This is a genomic window from Paenibacillus sp. FSL H8-0259 (assembly GCF_037963255.1).
Classification (GTDB): Bacteria; Bacillota; Bacilli; order Paenibacillales; family Paenibacillaceae; genus Paenibacillus_AQ; species Paenibacillus_AQ phytohabitans.
Map to the genome: position 1 here is coordinate 7,386,268 of NZ_CP150147.1, position 20,432 is coordinate 7,406,699.

The window sequence follows — 20,432 nt, forward strand, 5'->3', positions numbered from 1 at the left end:
AAGGTGCTGCCATTAGTATAGCCGCCGTTTGTGGAGAAACTGTGTTGAAGCTTATTTTTCTGCTTTCCCTTTCCAGGTGTCCTTCAGCGGTACGATCCGGTTGAATACCAGCCTGTGCCCTGAGCTGAACCTGCTGTCGACGCAGAAATAGCCGTGGCGCAGGAATTGAAATTTATCCCCGGGCTGTGGTTTATCCGCAAGCGGCTCCAGCAGACAATCCTTAAGCAAAGTGGCAGAATCCGGGTTGATGTACGCTTCCCAGGTCTCCCCTTCCTCCTTCGGCCCTTCATTGTCTACAAGCAGCTTCTCATACAGGTACACATCACTTTTGACCGCATGCTCGGCGGACACCCAATGGATGGTTCCTTTAACCTTCCGCCCGTCAAAACCGCTCCCGCTTCTCGTATCCGGATCATAAGTACAGCGCAGCTCGACAATCTCACCAGTGTCCGCACTCTTAATCACTTCGTTGCAGCGGATGAAATACCCGCCCTTCAGCCTTACTTCACCGCCAAGCGTCAGTCTGCGGAAGCCCTTGGAGGGTACCTCCATGAAGTCCTCCCGCTCGATATAGAGTGTGCCGGAGAACGGAACGTCCCTTGTGCCGAGCGCGGGATTCTCACTGTTGTACTCAATGGTAAGGAATTCAGAAGCCCCGGCTTCATAGTTGGTAAGCACGACCTTCAGCGGATTCAGCACGGCCATGATGGCCGGTGCCTTCGCCTTAAGATCCTGTCTTACGCAGTGCTCCAGCAGCGAGAAATCAACCATTGCCGTATTGCGGGCCATCCCGATCTCCCGGACAAAAGCCTTGATGCTCTCCGGAGTGAATCCGCGTCTGCGCAGTCCACGGAGCGTTGGCAGACGCGGATCATCCCAGCCGTCCACATACTTCCCGGCAACCAGCGCCCGGAGATAACGTTTGCTCGTGACCACTCCCGTCAGATTCACCCGGCCGAATTCCCTTTGCTTAGGGGGTTCAGGAATATTCAGCTCCTTAAGCACCCACTCATATAGCGGCCGGTGATCCTTGAACTCGATGGAGCACAGTGAATGCGTCACCCCTTCAATGGCATCCTGAATCGGATGGGCAAAATCATACATCGGATAGATGCACCAGGCTTTTCCCGTGCGGTAATGCTCCGCATGAATGATCCGGTAGAGCACCGGGTCGCGCAGATTGATATTCGGCGAAGACATGTCGATTCTGGCCCGCAGCACCTTAGCACCGTTAGGATATTCTCCATTACGCATCTCCCGGAACAGCCGCAAATTCTCTTCCGGCGAGCGCTCCCGGTACGGACTGTCCTTACCAGGTTCGGTTAATGTCCCCCTGTAGGACGTCACTTCCTCCGGAGTCAGGTCGCAGACATAAGCTTTCCCCTTAAGAATCAGCTCCTCTGCGCTGCGGCAGATTTCCTCCGAATAATCGGAGCCGTAATAGATATGCTCTCCCGGGCTGCAGCCCAGCCATTCCATGTCCTCGGTAATAGCTTTTACATACTCCATATCCTCTTTCAGCGGGTTGGTATCATCGAAGCGCAGATGGAATCTGCCGCCATTCTTACGTGCAATCTCAACATTCGTGTGGATGGCAAAAGCGCTGCCGATATGCAGATAACCATTGGGCTCCGGCGGAAACCTTGTGCAGATCTCCCTGCTGTAGACTCCGCCCTCCACGTCTTCTCTGATCAGCTTATCCATATAATTCTCCGGCACGGCCGGTTCACTCTCATTCACATTAACGTCAGTCATTCTGATCTCCTCCTGTATATTGGTGATACCTGCCCTTACGGGACAACAAAAAAGAACCTCACCTCCAAGACTGTAGTCTTGGGGACGAGATTCTCGCGGTACCACCCCAGGTTTATTAATATGTCGCCATATTAATCTCATCAAGTACTGCTCTGCCGGCAAGGCAGGGCTTATACTCTAGCTCTGTAACAGGAGCTCCTGTTGTACCATCCCCGGCCATAGCCGGTTCCGGTGCACCGCTCAGAGGCTTGTTTCGGTCCAGCCTTCCCTGCTCCTTCGCACCACCCGGAGCTCTCTGTGAGGGAATGAATAGACGTACTCTTCTCGTCATCGCGTTTCATCATTTGATCCAGAATAACAAATCACAGGCAGCGTGTAAAGTGTAGCAGTGTCCGGAGGCGCAGCAGTCTGCGGGACAACCTTACCCCTGACTCAGCGCCGCCAAGAGCTCCAAAGCTTCCTCATGCTCCGGCTCAATCAGAAGCGATCTGCGCGTGTAATCCAGCGCCGCTTCGTCATCCTCCTGCTCATAGCTGCAAATAGCCAGGCAGTACAGTACAGTAATTACCGGCTCCTCGTCACTGGTCGCCAGTGAATGCTCCAGGAAGCGGCGGGACTCCCCGTACTGCTCCATCTCGAACAGCAGCAGACCGCAGTCCAGGGCCAGATCATATTTCTGCGGCATCGGATAGAAGCCTTTCCACATCAGATCAATCCCGCGCTGCAGGTCCAGCAGCTCATCATCACTGGCATCCGGCAGCAGAGCGGAGATACGCTCCGCACTCTGGATGAACAGCTCGGCATCATATCCGCCCAGCCGCCAGAAGGCCAGGATCTGCTGCATGCCGATCGTATCGTAATTTTTGTCGATCCACACCTTCAGACTGAAGAAATCATCCGGTCCGAACCGCTCTACAAACCGCCGGTAGGCCAGACGGGTATGGGGATGGAGCATCGGCTCTTCAAGCATCAGAATGCACCCGACATTCAGATTCTTATAATGATGCTGCGTGAACTGGGACTGTGCGCCCTTCCGTTCAAAATAATGCACCAGCGCATGGTAATTCGCCGTGAGTGAAATACTGCCGTGGTGAATCAGCTTCGGCGGCTCGGCGAATTCCCAGTTCTCCAGCCGGTGGTCGCCTTTGTCTGCGGTAAGCAGCAGGAAGCTCCCCTGGGAGAGCGCCCCGAGCCGCTCCATACAGGAAATGGCAGCCGCCGGGAACAGGATATGCGAATCCTCCAGCTTGTCCAGATAGAATGAAATTACTTCATGGTACTTGTATGAAGGGTCCTCATAGCCTTCGGCCCGCTTGTAATGATATTCCGGCACCAGATCCCGCAGTACTTCGGACGTGCTCATCGAGCCGGATTGCTCGGGATATTTTAACGAAACCTCACATTCATAAATCTTGCCTTCATCAATATAGAGCAGCTCCTGCTGAATACTATCGAAGAAGTAGTTGGCGATCACCATCAGCGGCTGCTGCAGTCCGCCGGGCTTAATCACCATTCCGCTCTGCGTCAGGGACAGCTCTGTATCCTGCACCGCATCAAAGCGGGCGAAATCAAGAATCCCCTGCTCCACAAAAGGCTTCAGCCCTTCATGCTTCTGCCAGCCCTCAATATTCTTCCAGGGCAAATCGCTCATGACGTAGCGGAAAGGGGGCAGCAGCACTCCGGCATACTGAATCAGCTCACACAGCTGCTGCAGGACATGGAATGCCAGGCGTCCGACACCTGCGCCAAGCTCCAGAATAATAACCGGTTCTGTAGTATGCCCCTTCTCTGCACGGTCCTGCAGAAACCCGAAGATCATCTCCGCATACGCTGTTCCGATCATCGGATTGCTTGTAATGTACTGCGGGACCTGGTCATTCGCCCAAGCCTGCAGTCCCAGCTGCTCATAATACCTGCGCTGCAGTTCCCATATTGGCGCTTCACTGAAGCGGTAGCGTTCTTGTCCGTCTATTGTCATTAGTTCAAACCCTGCTCTCTGATTATCGTACGGAAATTTGTCCGGTAGTCAAATATTATCACATTTCGCTCAGCCCTTCACAACACATAAGTGGCATACTGGCGCATATATTTCTTGGAGTGCTGTGCGATCCAGAAAGGAGCTTAAGCCATGAGCCCTGCCGAACCCGGTTCTTCAAGCAAGCCCGTTATCCCCCAGCCTATCCGCAGTGACGGTGCTGGCAATGTCGACCTCGGCCCCCGCGATATTCTGCGCGACCGGGAGAATCCCGATATGTTCGTCCCGCCCTCTACAGATAACGGGCTGATCCCCAATCTGAAATTCTCATTCTCCGACGCCCATATGCAGCTGAACTTCGGCGGCTGGTCCCGGGAGGTTACCGTCAGAGAGCTGCCTATCGCCACCACACTTGCAGGAGTGAACATGAGCCTGACCCCGGGCGGAGTACGCGAGCTGCACTGGCATCAGCAGGCGGAATGGTCCTATATGCTGCTCGGCAGCGCCCGGATTACCGCCGTGGACCAGAATGGCCGGAACTTCATTGCCGATGTCGGCCCGGGCGATCTGTGGTACTTCCCTCCGGGAATCCCGCATTCAATCCAGGGGCTGGCCGAGGGATGCGAGTTCCTGCTTGTTTTTGACGATGGAAGCTTCTCGGATCTGAACACCCTGTCGATCTCCGACTGGTTCGCCCATACGCCGCCAGAGGTCCTGTCCGCCAACTTCGGCGTACCCGAATCTGCATTTGAGTGTATTCCGAAGGAACAAGTGTATATATATCAGGATCAGGTGCCCGGCCCCCTGGAGAGTCAGAGGGTGGAGTCACCTTATGGAGAGATTCCGCTGAGCTTCAAGCATCAGCTGCTGGCCCAGCCGCCGCTTCGGACGCCCGGAGGCAGTGTGCGGATTGTCGACTCCAGTAATTTCCCCATCTCCCGGAATATTGCCGCCGCGCTGGTGGAGATTGAGCCCGGCGGCATGCGGGAGCTGCACTGGCATCCGAATAATGACGAGTGGCAGTATTATCTGACCGGGCAAGGCCGGATGACGGTCTTCGGCGGGGACGGCGCAGCGCGTACATTTAACGTCAGAGCCGGCGATGTCGGCTATGTGCCTTTTGCCCAGGGACATTATATTCAGAATACCGGGACAGACACGCTCTGGTTCCTGGAAATGTTCCGGAGCGACAGGTTCGCCGATGTCTCCCTGAACCAGTGGATGGCGCTTACTCCCCATGAACTGGTCAGCAGCAATCTGAATGTGGGGCCGGAGCTGATGGATGCCCTGCGCAAAGTGAAATGGCCTGTGGTGAAATACCCGGATCAGGGACATGAGCACGGACATGAGCTTGGGCATGAGCTTGGGCATGGGAAGCAGAAGGAGTAGCGCGTGGTTTTGCCCAGTTTGAGACTGGATTGGGCAGGTCAGTCTGCCCTATGGCCTTATCTTTACCCCAACCAGGCGGCTGAAGTGAAAATCCATAAGGTCAGCTGTATAGACCGGCCTTAATGTTGTACATTCTGCAACTTGAACATCTGAATATCCGGCTGTTTGGGAGAATTGTTGCACAAAATACAATAATATCCTCCATTAAGAAGCTGGAGCAGTAATAATGTTGTAATTCATACAACAATTTTGCTCTAGAAGCAATATCCGGAGAAAATTGTTGTATTTTCTGCAAGATTTTAATGATCGTCCTATAATTAATGGGTAGCTCCAATTGTTCGAACTGCATTCATTCCAGAACAACATAAAAAGCGGTCAGACACCCGTCTGCACCGCTTTTTGTTCTTAATCATCAGTTTGTGTTTCATTCCCGTATAGGAAACCTCTATTCGCCCGTCTCAGCAAACCGCTTGATCCGCTCGCCGACTGCATCTCGGACCCGCTGAAATACCGCCCACTTCTCTTCCTCACTGCCCTGCGCTTTGGCCGGGTCATCGAATCCCCAGTGCTCCCGCCGTACCTGCGGAGGCGTCACCGGACATTTATCGGCGGCATCCCCGCATAATGTTACTACGAGATCAGCACTGTTAAGCAGCGCAGGATCAATAATATCCGAGGTCTGGGCCGAAATATCGATCCCCACCTCGTTCATTGCCTGTACTGCCTTGGGGTTCAAGCCATGGGCCTCAATTCCCGCACTGTACACATTCCAGGCGTCCCCGAGAAATTGTTTTGCCCAGCCCTCCGCCATTTGGCTCCGGCACGAATTCCCCGTGCACAGGAAATAGATCGTCTTTTTGCCCATGTCTGATTTCTCCTTCAGGATTAGATTAGAACAGCTTCAGTTGCAGATACAAACCTAACAATGTGATAAATAACGTCGGAATCGTCAGAATAATTCCTGTTTTGAAATAAGTGCCCCAAGAAATCTTTACACCTTTGCCTGATAGCACATGCAGCCACAGCAGAGTAGCGAGCGAACCGATCGGCGTAATCTTCGGACCCAAATCGGAACCGATGACATTCGCGTAGATCAGAGCCTCTTTAATGAGACCTGTCGCCTGTGCGTTATCAATGGCCAGCGCCCCAATCAGCACCGTTGGCAGATTATTCATCACTGAGGAGAGGATCGCAGCGAGGAAGCCCATCCCCATCGTTGCTGCGAACAAACCGTGCTCCGCCACCTCACTGATCATCTCTGCAAGCACATCGGTCAGTCCGGCATTGCGCAAGCCATACACCACGACATACATGCCAATGGAGAAAAAGACAATCGCCCACGGCGCGCCTTTGACCACTTCCATCGTCTTGACGTAGGGACTGCGGCGGGCCATGAGCAGGAAGCAAACCGCGATTACACCTGCCACTACAGAGACCGGAATGTTCAGAAATTCACTGACAAAATACCCGGCCAGCAGAAGCGCCAGCACGCCCCAGGATAACCGGAACATCCGCTTGTCCTTAATCGCCTCCTCCGGGAGCTTCATCCCTGCAGTGTCATACACTTTGGGTATACTTCTGCGGAAGAACAGGTATAAGACCAGAATACTGGCGGCGAGCGAGAACAGCGTAGGCAGCAGCATACGTCCTGCATATTCCGTGAAGCTGATGCCGAAGAAATCGGCGGATACAATATTGACCAGATTGCTGACGATCAGCGGCAGCGAAGTCGTGTCGGCGATGAAGCCGCTGGCGATAATGAAGGGAAACACTTTTTTCTCATCAAAATTCAGCGCCCGGACCATCGCCAGCACAATCGGTGTCAGGATCAGCGCCGCCCCGTCATTGGCAAACAACGCCGCTACCACTGCGCCCAGCAAGATAACATAGATGAACATCAGCGTACCGTTGCCGCGTGCCGCCGCAGCCATATGCAGTGCCGCCCATTCGAAGAATCCAACACGGTCGAGGATCAAAGAAATCAGAACAATAGCTACAAAGGCCAGCGTGGCATTCCACACAATCAGCGTCACATCGCGGACATCCCCGAAGCTGACCACGCCTGCCGCCAGGGCCAGCAGCGCTCCGCCGCAGGCTGACCAGCCAATGGATAACTTACGCGGCTGCCAGATCACAAAGATTAAAGTAATAACAAAAATAAGGCTGGCTAGGACAACCATAATCCCGCCCTCCGTTTGACCCGCAGCAACATTTCCCGCAGCACTCCCCAATAGATAAATTTATATATAAGAGTAACGCCAGCCTGTCCTCCAGACGTTCTCATCGATCTAGTATTATATCAGTCGCAGCAGGCAGTAACCCCTGTCTTATTCAATGACGACAGCAGAGTATGTGAATCCGGCAATCCATGCAGGACGGCCGTGATATGCGGCTTGCCCTCCACATTCAGGGAGTAATGCACCCACTGCCCGCGTTTACTCTCCTTCACCATCCCCTTATCCTTCAGTTTACGCAGATGCTGGCTGATGGCCGGCTGTGAGATCTCAAAGAGTTCGACGAACTCACAGACACACCATTCCCGCTCCTGCAGCAGTCCAAGCATCATCAGGCGGGTCTTGTCCCCCAGAAGCTTCAGGTCATCAGCCACCTCGTTAAGCTTATCCATCGCGGTTCAGCCTCCTTAGTATATAAGCCAATGCTTATATACTAAAACAGTCTTATCAAAAGGACAAGAGGTAATATTTCGATTCTATAGTTGCACTTTACAAATATATAAGCTATAACTGAAATATGAGGTGAACTTCAATGGAAAATGCACGCGAGCTCTTTCAGATCATGACCCGCCGCTTCGGTCTGCTTAACAAAAACTGCTGCACCGTAGGCGGGCATGACATTTCTCTGGCCCAGAGCCATCTGCTCTATGAAGTACAGCGGAGGCATAATCCGTCCATGCAGCAAATTGCGGAAGTGCTCGGAACGGATGTTACAACCTTCAGCCGCCAGGTGCAGGCACTGGTCAAAATGGGACTCGTCCGCAAAAGTCCCGATCCCTCCGACGGCAGGGTGTTTATATTGTCTTTAACAGAGCAAGGCTCATCTGTTGCCGGAACCATCGACCGGCAAATGAATGAATATCTGGAGGAGGTCTTCTCCTACATGTCTGAATTTGAACAGGAAACGGTACTGCGATCCGTAAAGATCTTCAATGAAGCTATGGGGAAATCAAGCAAATGCTGTGCGCCTGTCTCAGGCTGATTTCTTCCGCTACATAATTGCAATTTGCAATTATTATAAAGGAGTGATGAACTTGAACCAGCCTACTCATGATGGAATCCGCCAAAATGTAAGAACCCGGTATCAGCAAATCGCTGTTACTGGCCGCTCTGCTCCCTCCGTTTGCTGCCCGGAGGAGGCTTCCTCCGCCTGCTGTTCGGCACCAGCCGATTTCAACAGCATTTCCGCAAGTCTTGGTTATTCCGGCGAAGAATTGAACGCTGTACCTGAAGGCGCGAACCTTGGACTTGGCTGCGGCAATCCGCAGGCGATTGCCGGACTGCAGCCTGGAGAAACCGTTCTGGATCTTGGCAGCGGCGGCGGCTTCGACTGTTTCCTGGCTTCCCGCCAGGTGGGAGCGTCCGGTTCTGTCATAGGCGTAGACATGACCCCTGAAATGATCAGCCGGGCACGTGATAATGCTGCCCGGGGACATTACGCCAATACCAGCTTCCGGCTGGGAGAAATCGAACATCTGCCTGTCGCCGATGCCATCATAGACGTCATTATCTCCAACTGCGTAATCAACCTCTCTCCTGATAAGCAGCAAGTATTCAATGAAGCGTTCCGGGTGCTGTTGCCTGGCGGAAGGCTGGCAATATCCGACATCGTCACCACTGCCGAGCTGCCTCCTGAAATCGCACAGGATTTGGGCAATCTTTATTCCGGCTGCATCTCAGGAGCCTCCTCTGTGCCTGCCCTGCAGACCATGCTGGCAAACAGCGGTTTCATCCGGATATCAGTCGAACCTCAGGATGAATCCCGCGCCTTCATTAAAGACTGGGTTCCCGGTGCAGACATTGACCAGTATATTGCCTCAGCAGTAATTACTGCTGTGAAGCCATAATTCGCAAGGTACCTTAGGAGGCCGATAATATGCTTTCGACATTTATGATTCGTCCCGCCACCTTCCAAGACCTCACCCACATCCTGCATATCTATAATCAGGGGATTGAAGACCGGATCGCTACACTGGAAAGCTCAGCTAAAGATTTGAATGCGATGTCTGACTGGTTCCAGGAACATCAAGGACGCTTTATTATACTCGTTGCCGAAGCCGAAGGCAGTGTTCTGGGCTGGGCTTCGCTCAATCGTTATTCCCACCGCTGCGCTTATGACGGTGTTGCCGATCTCTCCATTTATATTGAACGGGCCTCCCGCGGCCGCGGCATTGGCAGTCTATTACTGCATGCCCTGGAGGACAAGGCCGTAGCGGCTGATTTCTATAAAATTGTGCTGTTCACTTTTCCCTTTAACCCAATGGCTCAGGGCTTATACCGCAAAAGCGGTTACCGTGAGGTTGGCGTCTTCGAGAAACAGGGGAAACTGGACGGCCGGATGATTGATGTCATGATTATGGAGAAGCTGCTGCTATAACAATATTTTATATCCTTAAGTACTAACCTTCTCTGCCGGTTCATAGGTTAGATTATGGGGAACGCAGCAGCTTCTTGGAGAGGAGATGCAGGTCCGAAGAGCCATCCTAGCCAGTGGATTGGAGGCCGGACCACCATGAGTACAGATCAGCTCATCGCATTGCTCGTTCTCATCATTATGATCGTACAGCTTGCTGTCAAAAAGGATAAATCCTAAGGACAGCAAACAGCCAAGCGGATCGGGGGGTCATCCCGGTTCGCTTGGCTGTGTTTGGCTGGGCCGCTGATCCGGCCGGTTATTTCACAAAAATGCGAATCTGATGTTCACCCGTACGCTTCATTACCCGGTACCCGGTATCCGCTACCGTTGCCATGCCGTTATCGTCCGGGCGGCAGTAGCCCCCGGCTACACAGGTACCGTCATCACGGACAAGCAGCTTGCCGACAATTCCTACAGCTACCCATTCTTCCCTGTCCTGGCGGGAAACATATTCCCGGGAGCCATCCCATTCAGGGTTAAGCACCGGTTCTGATTTCTTACCCGCCTCACGGACAATATCGCCGTATTCATTTCTAACCTCAGCGACCTCTACCTCGTGATACAGAATCCGGTCCCACTCATCGGTTACGAACATGCCGTTCCAGCGCAGGTCACTCGAATCGGCAACGATAGCCGGTCTGGCGCTGATGACACCAAGAATATATTCATCCCCTGCCTTGGCTTTGCGGATTCTGTCACTGGCCCCATCAAACGTAACGAAATAACCTGCGTCAATGGTGAGCCCGTCCGAGGTTTCGAACATTTCTGCATAATCTGCTGCACCTGGAGACATCAGCGTACCATCCAGATAAATATTACCCGTAAGCCCTTCAATCACTGCCGAGTTAAAGGTAGGGCCGACCGCCAGCCCGTTGGCCAAATGCCACGAATACGGAAACCGCGTTGAGCCGTTCTGGCCCATGATATGGGCGCCTGTATGCTCCGCGAGAACAATCGTCGCTTCCCCCTCGGCATGGGAGTTCGGAGCAAAAGCCTGGGTCTGGAACCCTTCCGCATGGGAAGCCTGGCCGGAAGCAGTAGTATCCGCACCTTCGGCATGCGCATAAGGCGCATTCGCCAATGTACCGACTCCCTCGGCGTGGGAAAAGGAGCCGCTGGCTTGTGTGTTGGCCCCTTCGGCATGGCCGGAAGCCCCGCTGGCTGTAGTCTGGAAGCCCTCGGCGTGCGAGGCTGTTCCGCTGGCCGTTGTATTCTGCCCTTCAGCGTGCGCACCCACATTGCCGCTGGCCGTTGTTGCTAATCCTTCGGCATGGGAAGCCGAACCGCTGGCCACTGTATTCTGCCCCTCGGCATGCGAGAAGTCGCCAAGAGCTGAGGGCCCGGCGGCTAGGGTGATGTCCGCAGTGCCGCCCTCCGCATGTGAGGCGAAGCCCATGGACGTGGTTCCTACTCCCTCGGCATGCGAGCTGGCGCCGCTGGCAAAGCTTGGTGCCGGATTATCCAGCGGATCGACACCGCCGCCTTCTACGTGGGAGGCCCGGCCGCTGGCTGAATTGCCTTCTCCTTCCGCATGGGCGTTAATGGCTGTCGTCTGCGTCGAAGTATTGAAGCCTTCTGTATGTGAACGTGCGCCCCAGGCCTGTGTGCCGAACCCTTCAGAGTGGGCTTCGAGGCCGGCAGCCAGTGTCGTCGAGCCTTCCGCATGTGAGCTTTCGCCCATTGCGTTGGTTAAATAACCTTCTGCATGTGCTGCTACTCCGCTGGCTATAGTAGAAGATCCTTCTGCATGTGCCGTATCATTCGTTGCCTGGGAGAGATAGCCTTCCGCATGCGATGCGCTTCCGCTGGCAATAGTAGTATTGCCTTCTGCATGCGCGGTATCTCCGCTGGCAAGTGTAGAGAACCCTTCAGAATGAGCGGCTGCACCGCTTGCTGTTGTATTGAGCCCCTCGGCATGCGCAGCAAAGCCGCTCGCCGTATTCCCTACTCCGCTTCCCATCCTGATCACCGCTTTCATCGTATTACAATATATTTATGTCTGCGGACGAGCGGCGGTAACGGCGAACGTGGCCAAGTTATAGATCACTTTCCATCTAAATTTCACTTACTAAAGTTGAGAAACATTATAAAGTATAGTAGAATGAGTACATGAAGAAGGGGGCGGATTGATATGGCCGAGGAGAAACAATTGATGGAAATAGGAATAAGCACGTTTTTGGAGACTACGCCTGATCCGGTAACCGGCAAGGCCATTAGCCATGCGGAGAGACTGCGCGAAGCCGTAGAAGAAATTGTGCTCGCTGACCAGGTGGGCCTGGACGTATATGGCATAGGTGAACATCACCGGGCCGATTATGCAGGCAGTGCTCCGGCTGTAGTTCTTGCCGCAGCGGCAGCTACGACCAAGCGGATCAGACTGACCAGCGCGGTCAGCGTCTTGTCTTCAGATGATCCGGTCCGGGTATACCAGGATTTCGCCACTTTGGACGGAATATCGAATGGCCGGGCAGAGATTATGGCGGGCCGCGGCTCATTCATTGAGTCCTTCCCGCTGTTTGGCTACAGCCTGGATGATTATGATGAATTGTTCGAAGAGAACCTGGAGCTACTGCTGGCGATCCGCGCTTCCGAGAAGGTCACCTGGCGCGGCGGCCATCGTCCGGCGATTAATAATCTTGCCGTCTATCCCCGCGCCGTCCAGGATCCGCTTCCCGTCTGGGTGGCCAGCGGCGGCAATCCTGAATCTGCCGTGCGGGCCGGAACGCTCGGCCTTCCGATCGCTTTCGCGATCATTGGCGGTATGCCGGAACGCTTCGCTCCGCTTGTCGCCTTATACAAGGAGGCCGCTGTCCGGGCGGGACATAATCCCGACAAGCTGCAGATTGCCACGCACTCCCACGGCTTCGTAGGTGAAACTAACGAACAGGCAGCCGCCTTGTTCTACCCGTCCACCGCAGCCCAGATGAATGTCATCGGACGCGAACGGGGCTGGGGCGGAACCTACAACCGTGCGGCCTTTGACGATGCCCGCAGCCTGCGCGGCGCACTCTATGTCGGCGATGCCGAATATGTAGCCGAGAAGATCCTCCTGCTGCGCAAGAATCTTGGCGTGACCCGCTTCTTCCTGCATGTGAATGTAGGCACCATGCCGCACCGCGAGGTGCTGCGCGCCATTGAGCTATTGGGCACCAAGGTTGCCCCTATCGTGCATCAAGAATTAGCCCGTACCGGGGCTAAATAACTGATAATGTGACCCTAATACGCCAAAAACACTTCAGGCGCTTAACTGCTCTTGAAGTGTTTTTGGCGTATTCTTATGCTCTGCTGAATTAAAGAAGCGGTGTTACTGCGGACTTAACAATTTACGCATCACCGCTGCCACATCTGCTGCATTCGTAATCGGGAGGAAGTGATAGCCTCTGCCGATTATTTTCACATCCGCATCAGGGTGGGCAACCTTGAAAAGCTGCATTTTCTCCAGACTGAATTCATCCATACTCTCTTCTGCCAACAGCAATATCAAAGGAATATCAGCCGCTTGCTTCAGGCAATAATCGGTGGCAGTTACTTCCTTGCTCAGACGATCAAGGGCTTGTTCACAGCTATGATGTATGTAAGAATCATCCAACAGGTAGAAGTTATTCATTAAATAGTCCTTGAATAATTGTCGTTCAGATTCAGCAAGCTTATCCATCGCCAGGACGGTTTCATCCACTGTCTGTTCAAGCTCCTCCAGACTATCAATGACGGGTAACGTAATCTCCCCCTCATCCTCTTCCCTGTCCGCAAGAAAATAATATCCGCCATCGAGCAAAGTAAGTGATTTCACATCAGCAGGATACTCCGCATAAAAAGCCTCACACATCCATGCGCCAATGGAATTCCCTGCGAAATGTGCTGCCGGAATCTGCAGATCATTCAGAATCCTTTTAATCTCCCGTACAAAAGCTCCAATCGACACATCTGCCTGATCGTCCTGGTTATGTCCTGGCAGGTCGATTGCTATGAACCTGAAATCTGGCAATTGCTCAGCTAAATGAGCGTATATTTCCTTTCGTTCACCAAGCGCCGGAAGCACCACAACCGTTCTATCGTTGTTCTCCGCATTGTAGACAATATACCGTTCCATTGTTCTTCCTCCAGCCCTGCGATACGCCCTTACTGCACTAACGCTTCAATCACAGGATATGAGATCAGTTTATGGTCCCTGTAGGTTGCAGGAATCACGTCACTCTTCGAGCTTAGAATCCCATCCTGCAGAAGTACAGCCTTGAACCCTCTCTCCATAGCCCCGTTATAGGTGAACAGTACACAGTGCTCAGCGGCATATCCCGAGAGAATCAGCAGATCGATGCCCTGCTCCAGCACAATCTGCTCCAGATCCGTCTTCCAGAAGGCATTCGAATATTCCTTCGTCACTCTAAGATCTGTTTCCTTAATCTCAATGCCCGGAATAATCTTGAATTTCTCCTCATCGGAAGGCTGCATCCCCTCGATGTCCTGGATATGAATCACCGTATGATCTTTGGAGCGCAGCAGCTCCGAGACATAGTTAATGAACTCGCAGGCCTGATCTATTACTTTCTGTTCCACCTTGCCCAAATGCACCTCTTGCAAATCAATAATCAGCAAACCGATTTTCATCCATTCTTCCTCCCTATAAGCTAAATAAAAGGAACTTCACATCATCCCTCCAATTGTACAATAAGCCCTGACTCATCCGATATTTATTTTTTTGACAGCTCCAGTTGCCCTTTTATGAATGCAGCTTTCAAGACAAAGAGACTGCCCGCGGCAGCCTCTATCACTTTCGTTCACAAGTCTTATCTTGTAATCCATCTCTACCTCCGTATGAAATACTGCTCCCGGTCCAAATCTGGAAGGAGTGCCGGATGCACAGGCTTCCATCCAAGCTGCTCTTGGGTCCAGATGCTCGAAGCTGGGATATCCAGCGCCACAAAGTGAGCCAGCCAGCCGAAATGCCCTCCTGCCTCTTCAGGGGGAATGCTGACTACAGGTACCCCGAGCCGGCGGCCGATTACGCCGGCAATATCACGGACCGGCACACCTTCATCGCCGATTGCATGCAGCCGAACTCCGGCAGGAGCTGATTCCAGCGCCAGCCGGTAGAGATGTGCGGCATCCAGCCGGTGCACAGCTGGCCAGCGGTTTGCGCCATCGCCCACATATCCCGAGATTCCTGTAGTACGGGCCATATTGATTAGGCCCGGAACAAAGCCGATGTCGCCATCACCATGCACGGATAGCGGGAGCCGCAGCACCGATACGCGTACGCCCTGCGCTGCCAATGCAAGGGCCGCTTCCTCCGAGGCCGAGCGATGCTTCACAGAGCCAGGATAGGGTGCATCCTCTTCTGTTCCCAGCTGACCCGGCGTTAGATGCCCGATCACAGAGGTTACGACTAACGGCCGGCCGGACTGCGCAAGCTCGGCCCCTATTGCTTCGACCGCAAGCCGGTCTGACTCGCCTGCAGCCGTAATATCCGAGAAGTCGTGAATGAACGCGGCATGGATAACACCATCCGCTCCAGCCGCTCCCCGCCGCAGGCTGTCCAGATCATCCAAAGAACCGCGGTGTATGGCGGCCCCGGCAGCAGCAAGCGCAGCTGCCGCCTCATCCGAACGGGCGAGGCCGAGTACTTCATGCCCCGCATCTATCAATTCACGTACAATGGCAGAGCCGACAAAACCAGTAGCACCTGTGACAAAAACACGCATATTAAATTCCTCCAATAACTATTATGTGGTAGAACTGCCCGGTGCACCCTGGCGGCATAACCGGTTGCCGCCGCGCGTACAAGGCTACACTCATTATAGTCTGCGCATTACCGGAACCTTTGCCTGTTCCCTTTCACTTTTTGCCCGATCCTACAAGAAGGGCGAACTGGTCTTATGACCGCACACAAAAACCCGCAGACCAAGCGGCTGCGGGCTTCCCGAAGGAATGGTTCAGTCGGTTCTGTGGGTTTGCTGACGTAATCTGGCGATATCTCTGCTTGGCGGATTTCCGAAGAACCGGCTGTAATCCCGGCTGAATTGGGAATCACTCACATATCCGACAAGCCGGCAGGCAGTGGTCGCGTCCATGGCACTGGCTAACATCAGATGTCTGGCCTCATGAAGGCGAAGCGCTTTTTGATATTGCAGCGGGCTCATGGAGGTGACGGACTTGAAATGCACATGAAAAGAAGATGGACTCATATGTACCAGCTCCGCCAGCTCAGCAACCTTCATCTGCCGGGAGAAGTTGCCCTGCAGCCAGGTTATGACCTTCGACACCCGCTGCACATCCGACTCCGCGAACCCCATCTCCACAACCTGGGCGCCAATCGGACTGCGCAGAATCCGGATCAGAATTTCATCCAGAACCAGCGGGGCAAGCAATTCAGCATCACCGTCATTGTGCAGGCATTCCACCAGTCTCGCCACTGCGTTAATGATACTCAGATTGACATCAGCAATGTAACCTTTACTCATCTGACGTACCGGGGGCAAACCCTGAGGGTACAGCTTCAGGACCCATTCGCTAATCCGTTGCGGATCAAGCTCCAGCCTCACGGCAAGATAAGGCTCAGATGAACTGGCCTCCATGAGCTGCATGGCTAACGGCAGGGCGACAGGCAACAGAATCATCTGCGATTTGTCAAAATGATAAACCTCCTGCCCGATCATGACATCCTTTGACCCTTGGGCCACGATTATAAACGAGGTGGAATAGAAGGTTTTGATGGTATCTCTATCGGTACGTGAATACCGGCTGACATAGAGCCCGGGTATGCGCTGGCTAAAGGTACCGTCATGAGGAACAAGGGCAGAGATCAGCTGGACCAGTCTGGCTGTTTCTGCCTCAAGCAGCCTCTCTGCATTTCCAGGCTCCGTTGTCACTGCGTATTCATCTTGCAGCCTCATCATGCAGCGGGCAACTCCTTTGTTTTAAGCATGCTATAAAGTACATCCGTATGGACAAGTAACGTTTATTATACACTAATGGATGGATGTGAAAATAAAAAGACTCCCGATAATGTTGTGCATTATCGGGAGTACGCCTGTTGATTAGCCAAAATAAGTAGCAAAGAAATCGCTCATTCCGTAAATCTTCTACACCTCTGCAGATCTCCGCAATGTGGCGGCCTCAAGAAAAAGTCTACTACGTTTCCATAACCATAATTTAGCTAATCAACAGATCTCAATTTGGGATGATTCTGAGTGGGTTTATTCTTTGACGCCACCCAGTGCTACACCCGCGATAATATACCGGGATAGCAGGAAGTACACCACAAACAGCGGCAGTGCCGTCAAAGCCAGACCCATGTAGATCGAGCCGAACGACGTCTTGTATATATCCCCGCGAAGCAAGCTGACCATGATTGGCATCGTATACTTATCTTTTTGGGTAAGCAGGATCAGCGGCATGAACAGGTTGTTCCAGTTCCCCACGAAGGCAAAGATTGCCTGCGTCGCCACTGCCGGAACCATGAGCGGCAGGATAATCCGGTTAAAGGTTTTGAATTCACCAGACCCGTCTACGCGTGCTGCTTCCACGATCTCTATCGACAGCGTTGCCAGCAGATATTGGCGCATAAAGAACACTACCGCCGGCGCTGCAATCGCAGGCAGAATCAGTGGGAGAAAGCTGTTGGTCCAATGGATTTTATACATGAACTGATAGAATCCGATGGCACTTGCCTGAGAAGGAATCATCATTACGCACAAAATAAAGGTAAAGAATGCCCCGCGCAGCTTCCAGCTATAGGTCACAAGACCATAAGCCGCCAGGGAGGAGAAATAGACCGTTAAGAGAGTTGCTGAAGAAGAGATAATAAATGAATTCATGAACCCCTGAATCGGATCGAAACTCTTTTCGAGCAGTACCCGTAGGTTGTCCATCATATGTGTCGAAGGAAACAGTGAGATACCGCTTTGAATTTCTGCCGAAGAGCGGGTGGCGTTTACAAACATGATCCAAAACGGAAGAACGCTGAGTACCGCCAGACAGATACAGACGATATAGACAATCGTCTTGTTGATCCTCCGGGTGACGTTTCCGTCTTTTTTATTATTGTTCATGTGATACGCCCCCCTTATGGCTGCTCTTGGCGGATTTCCGGTGCATTTTTTCGATTTTTTTAAGTCTTGCCGCGTCACGGTCACGCATTAAATAGAACACAAGTACAGACAATACCCCTGAAATCAAGAACATAATCATACTCGCAGCAGCAGCGCGATTGTATAAATAGCTTCCCTTAAAGGCTTGCCCATAAATGAACATGGACGTGGTAAGCGTAGAGTCATCCGGTCCGCCCGCAAGGAAGAGCTGCGGAATATCAAACATGGTCAAGCCACCGACCATAGATGTAATCAGTGTGAATAGTAGAATTGTACGTAAACTTGGCAGCGTGATCCGGAAGAACGTTTGAACTCCGTTTGCACCGTCAATCGCTGCAGACTCGAAGAGCGCGGGATTGATACCCATAACACCTGCGATCAGAATGATCATGGTGTTCCCGTACCACATCCAGAACTGGATGAACGCCACAATGCCCCGCGCTGTCGTCTTATCCTGAAGGAAGTAGATCGGAGCGTCGGACCAACCCATCATTTCAAAGAAACTGTTTACTGGACCCATTGGATAGCCAAACAGAGTACTGAAAAGCAAGGCGATTGTACCCGCAGTAATAATATTAGGCATATACAGCAGAACCTTGAAGAAACCTTGTCCTTTTATTTTGAGACGCTGGTTCGTAAACCATGCAGTAAGCAAGAGTGCAAGAAGAATTTGGGGAACGAAGTTGACAATCCAGAGTATCCCGGTGTTAATCAGAGATTTTCGGAAAGAGGCGTTACTAAGGATCAAATCTTTGAAATTCTGAAAAGGATTATCCAAAATATGTATTGGTTTTGGTATTAATCCCTGCAAATCGGTGAACCCGATGAATGCGGTGTATAAAATAGGATACAGCGAGAAGATCAGAAATGCCAAAACAAACGGAAACGTAAAAATATAGCCAAATTTAGAGTAGTTCACACCATTGCGGCGCATGCTCTCACCCCTTTAGTTGATATGAAGGGGCGGGATGACTCCCCCGCCCCTTCGATTGCTTTTTATTCGCTATCGATATTCAGTTGATCTTTGACTTGCTGTTTGAAGGTTTCGATCGCTTTAGCACGGTCTTTGTTGCCTGCAGTATATTCGCGTACTTGATCACGCCAGAGCTTGTTGATCGTTTCGTCGAATGCAGTCAAGTTCTTACCCGAAGCGTTGGCATTAGCTGGAACAAAGATATCGAAAATGTTCTGTCCGCCAACCAATTCCAAATCACCTTTAGATTTATCCATAACAACGGAGGAAGCAACGCTGTCCTTCGCTCCTTGCTCGCCAGCTTTCATTGTTCCGTTAGCCCAGGAGTACTGGAGTCCGGTTTCAGAGGTGTCAAGTGTTACCCACTTGATAAAGTCGGCAACGGCTTGTTTCTTGGCTTCGTCCTTGACTACATCTTTGTTAGCGAGCAACCAAGTGCCTCCCCAGAAGAAGCCAGTTGGTGATTCAGTAACTGCCCAGTCACCCTTTGTTTCTACTGCATGTTCGCTTAACGTATAGTTAATGAGCCACGCAGGACCGAAGAAGCCGAAGACCGGTTTTGCACCAGTACCGTTCATATCAGCGAACCAGGCTTCTTGCCAGTCTGTCGTATCGTTGTAATAGTCATTGTCTTTCAGCTTCTTGGAAAGATCGAGGAACTCTTCGCGCTTCGGATCAATATGCAGCTTGCCATCGACAATCCAGCCTTTATCAGAACTGTTCTCGACCGCGTGCCAGATATCGCCGTCACCAGAAACTGCGGCATATCCTTTAGCTTTCAGCTTCTCTGCTGCACTGAAGAATTTATCCCAGCCTGGACCGATTTCAGTCTTGATAGTAGCCGGGTCATCTGTTCCAAACACATCCTTGGCAAGCGAGCGGCGATAGATAAAGGCTCCGCCTGTTGCCTGATAGCCCAGACCTTTCAGCTGACCGTCTTTGCTGCCGATATCAACAGAATATTGAGCGATGCCTGCGTCCTTAACCATTTGATCGGTAAGGCCCAGGTCAGCATAATTGGCGGCAAAAGTGGATGCATCGCCTTGTGTATATTTGAGTACGAATGCCCCTTCAGTAGCGTAAATATCTGGTGCATCTTTTCCGCCAGCGGCCAGCGCCTGGTCAAGAGCAGGCTGATAAGCTCCATCTGTAGTTGCGACAATCGTAGTTTTGAATTCCACATTCGCTTCAGGATGTAGCTCCATGTACTTCTTGGTCATGTTTGGAATCTCGTCCGTGAAGCTCCAGAGATTGATAGTAACTTTCTCACCAGATCCTGCTGCTGGAGCAGTTGTAGCCTCTGCAGCAGTATTAGCTGCTGGAGCAGTTGTTGCGTTTGCGCCGGATGAGCTTGAATTATTATTGCCTCCACACGCTGCCAGAGCAGATGACATCAAAACCAGTGTAGAGATCCCCGCTAGAACACGCTTCATACTTTTCATACTTTGCCTCCCCTTTTATATTCAATCCTCGGTTTTATGTAACCGCATTCATATTATAGTGCCAGACTCTCTCAGACATAAGGAACCCCTCATTGGGAAAAATACCACTATTTTTGGTTCCTGCTCTGTACCAGGCATAAAATAGCGAAATGGAACAATCA

The 20,432-nt window shown here is 52.2% G+C and carries 18 protein-coding genes and 1 other annotated feature; of the genes, 5 read left to right on the forward strand and 13 right to left on the reverse strand.

What is annotated here, in order from left to right:
• Positions 1–51 precede the first annotated feature (51 nt).
• Both NSU01_RS31585 and NSU01_RS31590 read right to left on the reverse strand, forming a co-directional pair.
• On the reverse strand, positions 52–1,755 hold the full coding sequence (locus tag NSU01_RS31585) for a glutamine--tRNA ligase/YqeY domain fusion protein (RefSeq protein ID WP_076247083.1): 1,704 nt from the start codon (positions 1,753–1,755) through the stop codon (positions 52–54).
• A 77-nt stretch (positions 1,756–1,832) separates the two neighbouring features.
• Positions 1,833–2,095, reverse strand: a binding site (T-box leader).
• Positions 2,096–2,176: 81 nt separating this feature from the next.
• Positions 2,177–3,733 carry a hypothetical protein gene (locus tag NSU01_RS31590; protein ID WP_076247087.1) on the reverse strand — a complete coding sequence of 519 codons (1,557 nt, stop codon included), beginning with the start codon at positions 3,731–3,733 and terminating at the stop codon, positions 2,177–2,179.
• A gap of 150 nt (positions 3,734–3,883) precedes the next feature.
• On the opposite strand from NSU01_RS31590, the gene NSU01_RS31595 reads away from it, so the two are divergent.
• A complete protein-coding gene (locus NSU01_RS31595; protein ID WP_076247089.1) occupies positions 3,884–5,119 on the forward strand; it encodes an oxalate decarboxylase family bicupin in 1,236 nt (411 codons plus the stop codon).
• Between the two features lie 445 nt (positions 5,120–5,564).
• Here the strand turns inward: NSU01_RS31595 and arsC are convergent, their stop codons facing one another.
• The 3 genes from arsC to NSU01_RS31610 all read right to left on the reverse strand — a co-directional run bounded on the left by arsC (position 5,565) and on the right by NSU01_RS31610 (position 7,745).
• Positions 5,565–5,984: an arsenate reductase (thioredoxin) gene (gene arsC, locus NSU01_RS31600; RefSeq protein WP_076247092.1), complete on the reverse strand. Its 420-nt coding sequence runs from the start codon at positions 5,982–5,984 to the stop codon at positions 5,565–5,567.
• Between the two features lie 25 nt (positions 5,985–6,009).
• Positions 6,010–7,299, reverse strand: a complete 1,290-nt coding sequence (locus tag NSU01_RS31605; RefSeq protein WP_076247094.1) for an arsenic transporter — start codon at positions 7,297–7,299, stop codon at positions 6,010–6,012.
• A gap of 119 nt (positions 7,300–7,418) precedes the next feature.
• A complete protein-coding gene (locus NSU01_RS31610) occupies positions 7,419–7,745 on the reverse strand; it encodes a metalloregulator ArsR/SmtB family transcription factor (protein ID WP_042140085.1) in 327 nt (108 codons plus the stop codon).
• A 140-nt stretch (positions 7,746–7,885) separates the two neighbouring features.
• Between NSU01_RS31610 and NSU01_RS31615 the strand changes: the two genes are divergently transcribed.
• Genes NSU01_RS31615 through NSU01_RS31625 form a run of 3 tightly spaced genes read left to right on the forward strand, consistent with a single transcriptional unit; the run spans position 7,886 to position 9,730 of the window.
• On the forward strand, positions 7,886–8,335 hold the full coding sequence (locus NSU01_RS31615; protein ID WP_042140086.1) for a MarR family winged helix-turn-helix transcriptional regulator: 450 nt from the start codon (positions 7,886–7,888) through the stop codon (positions 8,333–8,335).
• Positions 8,336–8,387: 52 nt separating this feature from the next.
• Positions 8,388–9,200, forward strand: coding sequence for an arsenite methyltransferase (locus NSU01_RS31620; protein ID WP_179093595.1), 813 nt, complete (start codon positions 8,388–8,390; stop codon positions 9,198–9,200).
• Positions 9,201–9,229: 29 nt separating this feature from the next.
• The gene (locus NSU01_RS31625) at positions 9,230–9,730 is read left to right on the forward strand and encodes an arsinothricin resistance N-acetyltransferase ArsN1 family A (protein ID WP_076247099.1); all 501 of its coding nucleotides are present in this window, start codon (positions 9,230–9,232) and stop codon (positions 9,728–9,730) included.
• 295 nt (positions 9,731–10,025) lie between these two features.
• On the opposite strand, the gene NSU01_RS31630 is transcribed toward NSU01_RS31625, so the two are convergent.
• Complete coding sequence (locus NSU01_RS31630) at positions 10,026–11,729, reverse strand: peptidase G2 autoproteolytic cleavage domain-containing protein (RefSeq protein WP_144026169.1); 1,704 nt, start codon at positions 11,727–11,729, stop codon at positions 10,026–10,028.
• A 192-nt stretch (positions 11,730–11,921) separates the two neighbouring features.
• Here NSU01_RS31630 and NSU01_RS31635 point away from each other — a divergent pair, with 192 nt between their 5' ends.
• Positions 11,922–12,971 (forward strand): LLM class flavin-dependent oxidoreductase, encoded by a 1,050-nt coding sequence (locus NSU01_RS31635; RefSeq protein WP_042141705.1) that lies wholly within the window; start codon positions 11,922–11,924, stop codon positions 12,969–12,971.
• A gap of 102 nt (positions 12,972–13,073) precedes the next feature.
• On the opposite strand, the gene NSU01_RS31640 is transcribed toward NSU01_RS31635, so the two are convergent.
• The 7 genes from NSU01_RS31640 to NSU01_RS31670 form a co-directional block, all read right to left on the reverse strand.
• Positions 13,074–13,859: an alpha/beta hydrolase gene (locus NSU01_RS31640; RefSeq protein WP_076247101.1), complete on the reverse strand. Its 786-nt coding sequence runs from the start codon at positions 13,857–13,859 to the stop codon at positions 13,074–13,076.
• 29 nt (positions 13,860–13,888) lie between these two features.
• Positions 13,889–14,374 carry an isochorismatase family cysteine hydrolase gene (locus NSU01_RS31645; protein ID WP_076247103.1) on the reverse strand — a complete coding sequence of 162 codons (486 nt, stop codon included), beginning with the start codon at positions 14,372–14,374 and terminating at the stop codon, positions 13,889–13,891.
• Positions 14,375–14,571: 197 nt separating this feature from the next.
• The gene (locus NSU01_RS31650; RefSeq protein ID WP_042140091.1) at positions 14,572–15,468 is read right to left on the reverse strand and encodes an SDR family oxidoreductase; all 897 of its coding nucleotides are present in this window, start codon (positions 15,466–15,468) and stop codon (positions 14,572–14,574) included.
• A gap of 231 nt (positions 15,469–15,699) precedes the next feature.
• Positions 15,700–16,662: an AraC family transcriptional regulator gene (locus NSU01_RS31655; protein ID WP_256703996.1), complete on the reverse strand. Its 963-nt coding sequence runs from the start codon at positions 16,660–16,662 to the stop codon at positions 15,700–15,702.
• Positions 16,663–16,962: 300 nt separating this feature from the next.
• Positions 16,963–17,817, reverse strand: coding sequence for a carbohydrate ABC transporter permease (locus NSU01_RS31660; RefSeq protein WP_042140092.1), 855 nt, complete (start codon positions 17,815–17,817; stop codon positions 16,963–16,965).
• On the reverse strand, positions 17,807–18,790 hold the full coding sequence (locus tag NSU01_RS31665) for a sugar ABC transporter permease (RefSeq protein WP_039300634.1): 984 nt from the start codon (positions 18,788–18,790) through the stop codon (positions 17,807–17,809). The genes NSU01_RS31660 and NSU01_RS31665 overlap by 11 nt, the downstream gene beginning before the upstream one ends.
• Positions 18,791–18,852: 62 nt before the next feature.
• On the reverse strand, positions 18,853–20,271 hold the full coding sequence (locus tag NSU01_RS31670) for an ABC transporter substrate-binding protein (protein ID WP_081970294.1): 1,419 nt from the start codon (positions 20,269–20,271) through the stop codon (positions 18,853–18,855).
• Positions 20,272–20,432: the final 161 nt, after the last annotated feature.